The sequence below is a fragment of the Mediterraneibacter agrestimuris genome (assembly GCF_943193195.1).
Lineage (GTDB): Bacteria > Bacillota > Clostridia > Lachnospirales > Lachnospiraceae > Schaedlerella > Schaedlerella agrestimuris.
In genome coordinates, this window is record NZ_CALPDG010000068.1 from 1 (window position 1) to 12,770 (window position 12,770).

Annotated in this window: 11 protein-coding genes and 1 pseudogene; all 12 read left to right on the forward strand. The window is 39.7% G+C overall.

The genetic code is table 11. The features are described from left to right. Positions 1 to 98: 98 nt before the first annotated feature. Positions 99 to 881 (forward strand): annotated as a pseudogene (locus NFS18_RS17955) (ParA family protein); the annotation flags it as partial. Further along, the gene (locus NFS18_RS17960) at positions 835 to 1,773 is read left to right on the forward strand and encodes a ParB/RepB/Spo0J family partition protein (protein WP_251392748.1); all 939 of its coding nucleotides are present in this window, start codon (positions 835 to 837) and stop codon (positions 1,771 to 1,773) included. The pseudogene NFS18_RS17955 and the gene NFS18_RS17960, both read left to right, overlap by 47 nt. 373 nt (positions 1,774 to 2,146) lie before the next feature. Next, complete coding sequence (gene istA / locus NFS18_RS17965; RefSeq protein ID WP_251392750.1) at positions 2,147 to 3,709, forward strand: IS21 family transposase; 1,563 nt, start codon at positions 2,147 to 2,149, stop codon at positions 3,707 to 3,709. Further along, entirely contained in the window at positions 3,706 to 4,473 is a 768-nt protein-coding gene (locus tag NFS18_RS17970) for an ATP-binding protein (RefSeq protein ID WP_251392752.1), read from the forward strand. The genes istA and NFS18_RS17970 overlap by 4 nt, the downstream gene beginning before the upstream one ends. Before the next feature lie 594 nt (positions 4,474 to 5,067). After that, complete coding sequence (locus NFS18_RS17975; RefSeq protein ID WP_331477762.1) at positions 5,068 to 5,373, forward strand: helix-turn-helix transcriptional regulator; 306 nt, start codon at positions 5,068 to 5,070, stop codon at positions 5,371 to 5,373. A gap of 99 nt (positions 5,374 to 5,472) precedes the next feature. After that, the gene (locus NFS18_RS17980; RefSeq protein WP_251392771.1) at positions 5,473 to 5,664 is read left to right on the forward strand and encodes a hypothetical protein; all 192 of its coding nucleotides are present in this window, start codon (positions 5,473 to 5,475) and stop codon (positions 5,662 to 5,664) included. Beyond that, positions 5,645 to 6,688, forward strand: coding sequence for a virulence RhuM family protein (locus tag NFS18_RS17985; protein ID WP_251392757.1), 1,044 nt, complete (start codon positions 5,645 to 5,647; stop codon positions 6,686 to 6,688). The genes NFS18_RS17980 and NFS18_RS17985 overlap by 20 nt, the downstream gene beginning before the upstream one ends. A gap of 134 nt (positions 6,689 to 6,822) precedes the next feature. After that, entirely contained in the window at positions 6,823 to 7,146 is a 324-nt protein-coding gene (locus NFS18_RS17990) for a multidrug transporter (protein WP_251392759.1), read from the forward strand. A gap of 68 nt (positions 7,147 to 7,214) precedes the next feature. Beyond that, positions 7,215 to 7,688 carry a GNAT family N-acetyltransferase gene (locus NFS18_RS17995; protein WP_251392761.1) on the forward strand — a complete coding sequence of 158 codons (474 nt, stop codon included), beginning with the start codon at positions 7,215 to 7,217 and terminating at the stop codon, positions 7,686 to 7,688. 54 nt (positions 7,689 to 7,742) lie between these two features. Next, a complete protein-coding gene (locus NFS18_RS18000) occupies positions 7,743 to 8,159 on the forward strand; it encodes a DUF3795 domain-containing protein (RefSeq protein WP_251392763.1) in 417 nt (138 codons plus the stop codon). Between the two features lie 42 nt (positions 8,160 to 8,201). Continuing rightward, a complete protein-coding gene (locus NFS18_RS18005; RefSeq protein ID WP_251392765.1) occupies positions 8,202 to 8,681 on the forward strand; it encodes a hypothetical protein in 480 nt (159 codons plus the stop codon). Between the two features lie 437 nt (positions 8,682 to 9,118). Next, positions 9,119 to 12,550: a DEAD/DEAH box helicase gene (locus NFS18_RS18010; protein ID WP_251392767.1), complete on the forward strand. Its 3,432-nt coding sequence runs from the start codon at positions 9,119 to 9,121 to the stop codon at positions 12,548 to 12,550. Positions 12,551 to 12,770: the final 220 nt, after the last annotated feature.

The window sequence follows — 12,770 nt, forward strand, 5'->3', positions numbered from 1 at the left end:
AATCAACCAAAGAATCCTTTATTTATAAAGATTTCTATCTCTAGCTTTGCATAATATATAGCTTTTCATAACCCGTTTTATGTGAAGCTTCACATAATGTCGGAAAGACCACCACGGCGGTCAATCTGGGAGTAACTCTGGCACAGCAGGGCAGGAAAGTTTTGCTTATTGATGCCGATGCACAGGCAAATTTAACCATGTCGCTCGGTTACAGCCGACCAGACGATTTACCCAATACGCTCTCTGCCATTATGCAGGACATTATTGACGATAAACCCGCCGATGTTTCCAGAAGCATCCTGCACCATAATGAGGGCGTTGACCTTCTCCCGTCCAACATTGAACTGTCGGGCTTGGAAGTAAGGCTGATTAACGCCATAAGCCGTGAAAGCGTGCTGAAAACTTGCATCAATGAGGTAAAAAAGAATTATGATACTGTCCTTATTGACTGTATGCCGAGCTTGGGTATGCTGACAATCAACGCTCTTGCGGCTGCTGACAGCGTGGTTATCCCGACACAGCCCCATTATCTTTCTGCAAAGGGCTTAGAGCTGTTGCTTCGCTCCGTGTCTAAGGTCAAACGGCAAATCAATCCCCACCTGCGGATTGACGGTATCTTAATGACGATGGTAATGCCACGCACAAATATCTCTAAGGAGATTACCGCTACGGTAAAGAGTGCCTACGGGCAGAGGATTAAAGTTTTTGAAGCCCAGATACCCCATTCTATCCGTGCCGTGGAAGCCACCGCAGAGGGCAAGAGCATTTTTGCCTACGACAAAGGCGGCAAGGTAGCCGCAGCTTATGAGCAGTTTGGAAAGGAGGTTGCAGAGATTGGCGAGAAGCAAAAGAACAGAAATCGAGCTGACTGCATACGATGACCTCTTTGAAACGGACGAGAGCCGTGCAGAAGCGAATCTAAGCAAGATAAGGGAAATACCCATTGTAGAGATTGACGAGTTCCCAGACCACCCATTCAAGGTTTTAATGAATGAGGATATGGAACAGCTTGTGGAAAGTGTCAGTCGGAGCGGTGTAATGACCCCTGCGACGGTTCGGCAGAAAGAGGATGGGCGGTATGAGCTTATCAGCGGTCACAGGCGGAAAAAGGCTTGTGAACTTGCAGGGCTTGAAACACTAAAATGTGAGGTTAAGGAACTGACCCATGATGAAGCGATTATTGTCATGGTTGAGAGCAATCTCCAACGCTCTGTTATCTTGCCGAGTGAGAAAGCCTTTGCGTATAAGATGCGGCTTGAAGCTATGAAAAGACAGGCGGGCAGACCCCCGAAAAATAATTCGTCCCCATTGGGGACACATTTACGGAGTGATGCGGAACTTGCTGAAAAGGTCGGGGAAAGTCGTAATCAAATCCAGAGGTATATTCGTTTGACTGAGCTTGTACCCGAAATCCTGCAAATGGTAGATGAACGCCAGATTGCTTTTCGTCCTGCGGTAGAGATTTCCTATCTTTCTGAGGAACAGCAATATACCCTGCTTGAAGCGATGGGTTACAACGATGCCACCCCCTCACTTGCACAGGCTATCAAGATGAAAAAGTTTATGCAGGAGGGAAAACTCACGGACGAGGTTATCCAGTCCATCATGCAGGAGGATAAGCCAAACCAGAAAGAGAAGTCTGCCTTTAAGGACGAGCGGATAACCAAGCTCATACCGAAATCCATCCCCAGAGGGCAGGAAACGGATTTTGTCGTAAAGGCGTTGGAGTTTTATAACCGACACCTGCAAAGGCAGCGGGGGCAGGAAAGATAACCGCACACTTGGGGAGAAGTCTGCCCTTTGAGGGATAGCAAATTTTTTTCTCTTTCCCCCTCTCCACACCTCTCCCCCTAGATACTGCCAGTAACTATCCGAGAAAAGAACTATTAAAGGCTGTCCAGATGGGCAGCTTTTTCTGTTAGAAAATCAGTCAGCAACTATCAACACGAGAACGAACTGATTATTTTAAAGCTTGAGAGCCGTCAATTTAAAGCTTGAGAGCACCCCAATTCAGTGTATTCTAAAGCTTAAGAGCCACCACTATATATAGTAGTACAAATATATTGTGTAAGATAAGATACCTCTTTTAAGATGTGTTTATGAAAAGTACTTATACTTTTCAAATACATTTTAAAGGAGGTTTTCTATGTTTAAGAAAACAAAAGTAAGACAGATCCTGGAACTTCTCCACAAGGATCTAAGTGCCAGAGAGATTTCTAAAACTTTAAATGTCTCTCGCAATTCTGTTGCATTTGTAAAAGAATCTTATGACAAATGTGATAAAGACTGGGATGAAATATGTCTGATGAACGATGACGAGATTTATCAGCTTTTTTATCCCCATACCTTCAGACCAAGAAATAGATTCGCTCCAGTAGACTATTCGTATGTCCATAGAGAATTGAAAAAGGTCGGGGTTACAGAAATGCTGTTATGGGAGGAATATTGTGAGAAATGTAAAATGCAAGGAATTCCTCATTGTTGTTATGCCACATTTACAAATGGCTACAAACGTTTTATAGCTGATAAAAACTATACCAGCCATATTGAGCACAAACCGGGTGTAACTTTGGAGGTAGACTGGTCAGGTCCTACTATGAGTTATATGGACCCTGACAGGAAGGAGCAGCGCACCGCATATCTTTTTGTTGCAACCTTTCCCTACAGCCAATATACCTATGTAGAAGCTGCCACTTCCATGAACCAGTCAGATTGGCTGTCATGTAATGTCCATATGCTTGAATTTTTTGGTGGAACGCCTGTAAGAATAGTATGCGACAATCTAAAAACAGGTGTAATCTCGCATCCTAAACATGGAGAGGTTGTGTTAAATGATTCTTATTTATCCTTTGCAGAACACTATCAGGTCGCAATTATGCCGGCACAGGTAAAGAAACCAAAGCAAAAGGCAAGCGTGGAAGGCACCGTGGGAAAAATCGCAAGGAAAATCATCGGTATGCTTAGAAATGAAACATTCCATTCCATAGAAGGACTGAATTCAGAAATCAGAAAAGTACTTGATAAACTAAATGCCAAGCCTTTCCAAAAGAGAAACGGCAGTAGAAAAACCATATATGAACTAGAAGAAAAACCATATCTAAGAGCTCTGCCCATACTTCCATTCGAAATATGTGAGTGGTCTTATAATCACAAGGTAGGACCGAATTCTCACATATGGTTCCACAAAGGACAATACTCTGTTCCAAGTAGTTACATAAATAAATATGTTGATGTGCAGTATAACAATTCCTATGTCGCTATATATGCATCACACAAACTAATCGCTGAGCATAAACATCTTCCCACAGGCATACGAAATGCGAAAAGAACAGAGGCATCACATCTTCCATATCCAATATACACTCCGGATACAATGGAATCAACGCTCAATAAAGCTGGAGGAATTGGTGACCGTACAAAAACTGTGATAGGAAGACTTTATGATAATGCAAAAGTAAAAGAACAGGCTCTGTTAGATGCAAGATCCGTATTGGATATCGCAAGTGTGTATGATAAAGATGTTCTTGAAGCCGCTTGCGATCTGGCACTTAAAGACTTTTATCTGATCACATATAACACACTTATGCCCTATGTGAAAAAAATTGTAACAAGCAGAAGAAAGGAATGTATAAAGAAAAGCACAAAAGATCAGGAGCAGGGAATCGTAAGAGGTGCGGATTATTACAAAAAGGATGGTAAAAATTTATGAACACGGAGATCAAAAAACAATTATCAATATTAGAACTTAGTGATTTAGTTGCTGTAATTGAGGCTCAGGAAAAAGAAGTCTCTTTTGTTGACTTGACTTATAATGAGAGGCTGGAACATCTACTCTTGGCTTTGATAACAGAACGGCAGAACAGACTGATTGCCAGACTGACAAAAAATGCTGACTTAAAGTACCCGAACGCAAGCCTTGAAACTTTGGATTGCGACGCACGGGATATCAGCAAAGAGAAGATCACAAACCTTGCCACCATGGGATTTGTAGGAGCTGCAACAAATCTTATCATAACGGGATCAACAGGTGCAGGGAAAACATATCTTGCATGTGTCCTGGGAGTAGAGGCATGTAAACAAACGCTTCGTACATGTTATGTAAGAATGCCGGATATGCTGGGACATTTTCAAACCCACAAAGATAACCTTCGGGAACAAGTGCGATACAGGAAGAAGTTGGGAAACTATAAAGTACTGATTATAGATGAATGGTTAAATTACAAAATCAATGAGAAGGAGTCAAAATTCATATATGAGTTGGTAGAACAACGTTGTGGAAACAATCCAACTATTTTTGTCGGACAATATGACGTATGCGACTGGCATGAACGATTAGGTGGAGGAACCCAGGCAGACTCTATTATGGACAGGATCATACATAATTCTTATTCCATACCGACCTCAGATAATAACCTCAGAAAGCTGTACGACTCAAAGAAAGCCAGAAAACTTATGGAATCATTAACTTCATAACACGGCTGATTTTCAAACAGAGATTACTGTAGAAGGGACTTCTGATCTTGCTGCCGCGGAAGCGATTGCGGTTCTTCATACTTTCTATGACCTAGGTTAAATATAAGTGAAAAGCTACTTCTTTTGATTTGAAACAGTTTTTTAACTCGAATCAAATCATTCAAAAACGATTTGATCAGTAACAGAAAGAGGGCGGGTTGAATCATCACTGCTTCTGCTCTCTTTCTTCAAGAAGGAATGGTATTCTGATAAGAAACACCACCTAAAGATAGAATGTTATAAATAATTTTAGAACTGCTTTTATAATTCTTCTATTGTATTCTAGATACTTCCTAATAACTACTTGTATTGAAAAATAGAATGCCTCTACATCAATTCGAGATATTTTTAACAAAACTATATATTGTGTTTATAGATGGCTCTCAAGCATTAAAATCTTGCCTGATTTCAGGTGGCTCTCAAGTTTTAAAATAATCAGTGTATGATGACCATTTGGATTTCTTGTTTAAGTCGGGGATTCAAATAGAAATTAAGGGATAATCGAACAGAACTGAAACAGTAGGCACTCTGCGGGAAAGCGGAGTGCTTATTTTTTTGGAATGCATTGAAAAAGTCAAAGAAGCATGGTATAATAAATTATCTGATTTGTGTAATTTGATAAAAGTAATGCAGACAGAGGAGAATGGTATGATAAAAAACAATATAGAAGTAGACGTAAAGGTAAAATGTATAGAAAGCGGCATGACACAGGCACAGCTTGCGGAGAAGATTAAAACGACAAGTCCGTATGTTAACCGTATTATTAAAAAGCAGGATGGTGTTGTGAACAAGACTTTTGTACAGATGCTGGAAGCATTGGGGTACGATATTGAATTGACCTATGTGAAGCGAGAAGATTAGGATATGACTGGTGATTACATATGTTGCAAAAGTGGTTGTTGCAAAATTTGAAACAGCCACTCATCGTAAAAACTTCATACCTAAGCGGAGATGATTTATATGGATAATGAAAGAATAACGATTAAGTATCTTACAGATATCAGCAAACTAAGCGTGGATGAAATAGATGCGGAAATTGAAAAAGGATACCAGGATATGTTGGCAGGCAGGACGGTTTCTGCTAAAAAGGTGTTTACTGATATAAGAAAAGATTATGGATTGGAGGGTCACCATGCCAAAGAAAAAAGATGAAATAACGATACATAGTTCAGCGGCTGAATATCTGACCTATGTTGCTGCTGTCGGTGACAGTGCAGACAGCATGGAAATGCGGTATGAGGACGAGAATATATGGCTGACACAGAGGATGATGGCACAGCTGTATGATGTGTCAGTGCAGAATATCGGACAGCATATTAAAAAAATATTGGATGACGGTGAGTTGGTTGAAAATGCAGTTGTAAAGAAATACTTTATAACTGCCGCCGATGGAAAACAGTATAGTACAAAACACTACAATCTTCAGATGATTATTGCAGTTGGCTTCAAGGTCAATAATGACCGAGCCGTCCGCTTTCGTAAATGGTCTGGGCAAATCGTAAAGGATTATACGATTCAAGGCTGGACAATGGATAAGGAACGTTTGAAGAAGGGGCATATGTTCACGGATGAATACTTTGAGCGCCAGTTACAGAATATCCGTGAGATTCGACTTTCAGAGCGTAAATTCTATCAAAAAATCACTGACCTGTATGCTACAGCCTTTGACTATGATAAAGATGCAAAGACTACCAGACGTTTCTTCCAAACAGTGCAGAATAAGATGCACTGGGCAGTTCATAGGCATACAGCAGCAGAGTTAATTGTGGAGCGCGCTGATGCAGAGAAAGAACATATGGGACTGACTACTTGGGAAGCTGCTCCAGAAGGGAAAATTGTCAAGTCGGATGTGTCGATAGCAAAGAACTATCTGAGTGATAAAGAAATGTCCTACATGGAAAGAATTGTATCCTTGTACCTTGATTATGCGGAACTGCAGGCTGAACGGCAGATTCCTATGAGCATGGAGGATTGGGCGAAACGTTTGGATGGTTTCTTGGAATTTAACGGTAATGAGATACTGACAGATGCAGGTAAAATCAGTGCGGAGCAGGCGAAACTTTATGCAGAAACTGAATTTGAAAAGTATCGTATTGTGCAGGACAGATTGTTCATGTCTGATTATGATAAATTTTTGCTGGAGTTGGAAGAACAAGCAAAAAATGAATCTGATTAGGGGTAAAGTTCAGTTATTAAAAATTTTGCAATAACTGTGAAATTGTCCAAGAATCAACCTGCCGGAATTTCCGACAGGTTGGAAAAGGTGTTTTGTAATGTGAATATGATAAAGAAACTGGGAGGACTGATATTTTGCAGGAAAGAGGATTTACTGAAAAAGATTGGAAACTTTTCAGAAGTAAAATAGCGGATTGGCAGGAGGCCTATATGGACAGGCTCAATAAGGAATACATAGAATTACTAAGTGGAGAAGAAAATCCGTCCGATAAGTTTTGGAGTTTGGAGGAGCGGATAAAAAAAGATAAGAAGAAAACTGGCGTTAGAGCAGAAATGAGCAGGTCGAACCTGATTTATAATATTATTTCGCTTATGAATGAAGGCGCAAATTGTTTTGAATATCTCGAAGAATTCAGTGATCAACTGAAAGAAACGGTAAGGCTCTTTATTGGAAGATGATTGAGATATACAAAATTTTGAATTGAAATGCAGTAGGAATAGACAAGTTGGAATTGCAGGAGGCGGTTATGGACTACAAAATCAGAACAATATTAGAGGGAGAAGATAGCTTGCTTCAAGATTTTTTGTACGAAGCTATTTTTGTGCCGGAGGGAGTGCCAGCACCGCCCAAATCAATTATCAATCAGCCGGAACTGCAGGTATACATATCCGATTTTGGTAAGAGAAAGGACGATATAGGTTTGGTTGCGGAAGTTGATAAAAAGGCTGTCGGTGCTGTTTGGGTACGCATTATGAATGATTATGGACATATAGACAACAACACTCCGTCCTTTGCCATTTCCTTATATAAAAATTATAGGGGATTTGGAATAGGTACTGCTTTGATACAGGAAATGCTCCATATTCTGAAAGTCAGAGGGTATAAACAAGCGTCACTTGCCGTACAGAAAGCAAACTATGCTGTAAAAATGTATCTAAAAACAGGATTTGAAATTGTAGATGAAAACGAGGAAGAATATATTATGCTTTGTCGTTTGTGATAAATTTATTCCGGTTCATCGAAGAACTGAAACTTGCAAGGGAGATAATCGTTTATGAAAATGCCAGCAGAAAATATGGATACGATCATGTTCGCCCCTTGTGGAATGAATTGCAAGGTCTGCTATAAACATTGTTATCATAAAAGGCCCTGTGCAGGGTGCTTGAACAGTAACAAAGGCAAGCCGGAACATTGTCGTAAATGCAAGATAAAAGTCTGTATTAAAGGCAAAGGATTATTATATTGCTTCGAGTGTTCCGACTATCCATGCAAGCTGATAAAGAATCTTGAAAAAAGTTATAACAAGGGATATCAAGCAAGCCTTATGGAAAATAGTGAGTTTGTCCGGAAACATGGGTTAGAAGCGTTTATGGAGCAACAGAAAGAAAAATATACTTGTTCAAAATGCGGCGGTATTATTTCCATTCACGACAGAGAATGCAGTGAGTGCCAAGCAAAGATGGATGATTAAATTTCAACTTATAGGATTTGAAAAATTTAAGGAGGACCACCTATGGATAATAATATACATTTTGGTGATGGAGTGCTTGATGAAGCTAAAGCTGATGTAAACAGTAGGACTAAGGGATTGATAAAAATAGCTATAGATACTGTTTTTGATTATCTCGAAGGTAAAGCAAAAGACATTCCAGAAACAATTGAACAACTACGCAATAGTCCAGAGACAGAACAGAGAATAGCAGCGTTATGGTCTGAACATCTTTTTGAGGAAGATCTCGTGCCAAAAGGCTATAATGGCTTGACGGATAATCTTCTGATTTCTAATTTTCATCAAGAAGGATATTTAGATGGGCTGTATGTAGGATATGTCCTTGCGATGATGGCACTGACAGATAACGATGCCCCCAAGGATATAACTCTTGCCGCAAGAGATTATATTCGCCCTAATTTAATAAGGTGCCATTATGATGAAAAAGATGAAATCATCAATCAGTATCAGAATGAGAAGTATAGATGGATTGATAAAACTTAAAAACCTTTATCAGGCATCCAATCATAAAAGCGTACAATTCTAATATGCCAAGATATTTAGGGAAATAAAAACCGTTGCCTAATGGACAGACCTCCGTTTTCTAAATGCCGTTGAACGATTACCAACGGGAGAACGTCCATGACCGTGAAAAAGCCATAAATCGCCCTTGACCTATTTACTGAAATACAAGCATTTTCAGGGGATTTGGCTTGGACTTGTTCATGCAAATTCAGTGGTTTTTGTGGACTTATTACCCGCAATAATAAGGACCAAGGCTCCAACATTGCTATCAAAACTACCCTCTCAAGCCATGTGGAGATGGTATGTTTATATTCTTTGAGTCCTGTTGTTAGTTTTGATTAGATTTGAGGAAATGTGAAAATGCATTGAAAGACAGGTAGAAAATTCGGACAGATACGAAGGAGTTTTATTAACAAATGATAGAAAAATATAAGATTTTAGAAGCATGGATAATGGTGGAACATTTATCGGAGGGAGATATCAGTCTCAAGGATAGAGCTATTCTCACTCTGAATGATCTGCAAGGGCAGGATTTCTATTCTTTGTTTCTGCATGAGATTGAAAAAAAGAAATGGAATCAGCGACAAAAAGGAGGAGTCGTTGTCTATTTTGATGTCTTTAAATTTCGGGAAGTTGTAGACATACTTCGTGCACAGTACAGATTGAAACCGACGGATGAAGACATTCGTCTTGGAGATAAGTTTAGTTTTGCATTGTATTTTGACAGAAATCTTAATTTTCTGGCGGATATGACATTCTTTACAGAAAGTGCTTACATACGGTATTTCAAAAAAATTCCCCATGCCGAAGAATTTCGGGAATTTGAGGAAAATCTTAAAAATCAGTTTTTACAGGATTTTGATGAGACAGTCAGGAATCCGGCAAAGTTTAATGCTGCAATACAAAAAGAGCTCTTGAGATATGGGATTGATGTGACAAACTGCCGTATGCAGATTTTGGGAAATATAGAGACAGAGGCGACAAATCTACATTCTTTTTTTATCGACGATCTGGAAAAAGCAAAGAAAATTAAAACAGCCAACCTGAATGCCTATTTGTATGGAAATAAAGAAGGGCGCAAGAACCTTGACAGCAAAAAGGATTCAGTGAGTTTTAATCCGCATATGTTTGAACAGATTTTGCAGCCGAAGAATTATCCTCTGGGAAGATTTCCAGGAAATACGATTTATGCGCTTTCTCTCATGCAACAAGTTGCGGTAAATTTATCGGTGGGTTTTGATAACAATCAGATACGAAGTGTCAATGGTCCGCCTGGAACTGGAAAAACGACACTTTTGAAAGATATATTTGCGCAGATAGTCGTGCAGCAGGCGTATGATATTGTGAAACTTTCAGATCATTTTATCAAGGGGTCAGAGAAAACGATTTACTTTAATTATGCATCGATTGGTGAAATTCCAGAATATATTACCGAAAATAATATCGTGGTTGCAAGCTCGAATAATGGTGCGGTTCAAAATATTGTGAATGAACTTCCATTGAGTAAGGAAATTGACAATTCTTTGATTGAGGAACTCAAAGAGGCGGATTACTTTCGTGAGATATCGAATGCGAATGTGTGGGTAGAGTGGCTGGAAGATGAGAACGGGAAGAAAAGAGAGGAACTGGTAAAAGAATCTGTTCCGGGAGAAGAAAAGTTTTGGGGAGTATTTTCACTTGAAGGTGGAAAAACGGATAATATGACCAATATCCTCACGAATATGAAGCACATTCACAAATACCTGGAAGAAGAGTATTTGCCGGATCAAGATATATATAAAGAATTTCTGAAGCATTATGAAGAAGTAAAAGTGATTCAGACGAGAAGGCAGGCATTTGCAGACAGTATTCGAGTATATCAGGAATGTATTCAAAAGCTGGAACAAGCTTGTGGCAGCTATCAAAAAGAATTAGGGGAGAAAGAGAATCAACTGTGTACAGAAATTCATAAGCTTGCAGAAACCGAACGGGAATGCGGGCATAGGCTGGAACAGTTAAAGATCAGTTTGAGGGAGGTACAAAACAGGGCAGAAATTGTCCAAAAAAACATGACCAGTATGGACAAGTGTCTTCAGATGCACAAGGAGCAGCGTCCTGGCTTTTTCGCAGGAAAGAAAAAGAAAGAGGAATATAGGAGTAGATTAAATGAGATTACGTCACAGCTCGTAAAATTGAGTGATGAAGATACAGAATGCAGCAAACAGGAGAAAGAAATTAATAATAATATTCTTTTGCATCAGATGGAACTGAGACAAAGTACAGAAAAACAGGAGAAACTTCAGCAGAATTTTAACAGCTGGAAGATGATAGAAGCAGGTAAAATTTCAAATTTGAAAAAAAGAGTCTGCAAATATGAAGATATTAGAAACAATAGTAAGACACAACCACTGAATATGAATCAGGAGTATGATGATTTGCAACTGTCCAACCCATGGTTTGACGAAGCGTATAGGGTTGCACAGTCAAAATTGTTTGTTATGGCATTACGTGTTCGGAAACAATTTCTTTATGAGAACAGAAAAAATATAAAGGCAGCTATTATCGTCTGGGGACAGCAGGAGAAATATTTGGAGCGAAAACCTGTGATTGAAGCAGCATGGAACTGGATTAATATGACAATTCCGGTAATTAGTTCGACATTTGCCAGTTTTTCGCGTATGTGCAGAAACCTTGGGGCAGAGACATTGGGACATCTTTTTATCGATGAAGCGGGACAAGCACTGCCACAGGCGGCTGTCGGGGCGGTCTATCGAAGCAGACATGTGATGGTGGTCGGTGATCCGCTGCAGATTAAACCAGTCCTTACATTGGATTCTAATACTCTGTATATGTTGGGCAGGTATTTTGGAGTGACGGAAAAATATTTATCTGCATCAGCATCTGTACAGACCTTAGTAGATGCGGCAAGTCAGTATGGGTTTTATCGAAACCAGGACAAGTCGGAGGAGTCATGGGTTGGCATTCCGCTATGGGTGCATAGAAGATGTCAGTATCCGATGTTTACCATTTCCAACATGATTTCCTATGACGGATTTATGGTGCAGGGGACGAAAGAGTATGGAAAAACAGGGTGGTTTGATGTTGGTGGAACGGCGAACAATAAATATGTCGAGGAGCAGGGGGAATTTCTTTTGCAAAAGCTTAGGGAGATGATAGAGAAGAATTCAAAAATTTTAGATAAAAAAGAAAAAGATGTGATTTATGTAATTACGCCGTTTTCCAATGTGGCATATCAACTTTCACAGAAATTACGGAAAATACATTTTACCAGATACGATGAACATGGCAAGCCAACTAATGTTGGAACTGTTCATACGTTTCAGGGGAAAGAGGCTCCGATCGTATTTTTTGTGCTTGGCGCTGACCAACAGAGCAGCGGTGCCGCACGCTGGGCAGTGACAGAAGCGAATATAATGAATGTTGCGGCTACGAGGGCAAAAGAGGAATTTTATATTATTGGTGATAGAAAATTGTATCTCGGGCTCGGCTGTGATGTTGTGACAAATACGGATCGGATTATCAGACAATACAAAAATGAGTATCCGGATCTTGTGGATGACCAGGTAAGCAAGACTGAGTTGTGTATACAGACTGGCGAAGCACGGATACCCGTTATAGATGCGGATTTAAGACGTATTACAGGAACGGTTAAATATGTTGGAAGGGGATCGAAAAGCTTTTATGCCTATGTCCTTGGTGCTGATGGCAAAGAATATTCTATTACCGAAAATATTTATTCTAAGACAGAGCATGCGATAGAAGTGGTTCAAAAAGGTAAAAAAATATCTTTTATTCCGGAAGAGGTGAAAAAGAAGTTATTTGCTACAAAAGTGAAGATGGATGTTTAGCTGGGAATTGACACCAGAGGCGGAGAACTCAATAAGTCCGGATTTCCATTCAATAATGATTCAGAGGGATTTCAGAAATGATAGAGGGTTATGTATATTACTTGTAAGCTACATAAAAACTGCCAGCAGATACTCTGCTGGCAGCAGACTGTAGACAAAGTTGGTGCTGGAGAAGAACTCCAGCACCACTTTTCGATAAAATCTATTTTTTCTTTTGTCT

Excerpts from the sequence above, each read along its gene's own strand:
- NFS18_RS17980 (WP_251392771.1), top strand. The coding sequence starts at position 5,473 with ATGGATAATGAAAGAATAACGATTAAGTATCTTACAGATATCAGCAAA.
- NFS18_RS18010 (WP_251392767.1), top strand. The coding sequence starts at position 9,119 with ATGATAGAAAAATATAAGATTTTAGAAGCATGGATAATGGTGGAACAT.
- NFS18_RS18005 (WP_251392765.1), top strand. The coding sequence starts at position 8,202 with ATGGATAATAATATACATTTTGGTGATGGAGTGCTTGATGAAGCTAAA.
- istA (WP_251392750.1), top strand. The coding sequence starts at position 2,147 with ATGTTTAAGAAAACAAAAGTAAGACAGATCCTGGAACTTCTCCACAAG.
- NFS18_RS17995 (WP_251392761.1), top strand. The coding sequence starts at position 7,215 with ATGGACTACAAAATCAGAACAATATTAGAGGGAGAAGATAGCTTGCTT.
- NFS18_RS17970 (WP_251392752.1), top strand. The coding sequence starts at position 3,706 with ATGAACACGGAGATCAAAAAACAATTATCAATATTAGAACTTAGTGAT.
- NFS18_RS17985 (WP_251392757.1), top strand. The coding sequence starts at position 5,645 with ATGCCAAAGAAAAAAGATGAAATAACGATACATAGTTCAGCGGCTGAA.
- NFS18_RS18000 (WP_251392763.1), top strand. The coding sequence starts at position 7,743 with ATGAAAATGCCAGCAGAAAATATGGATACGATCATGTTCGCCCCTTGT.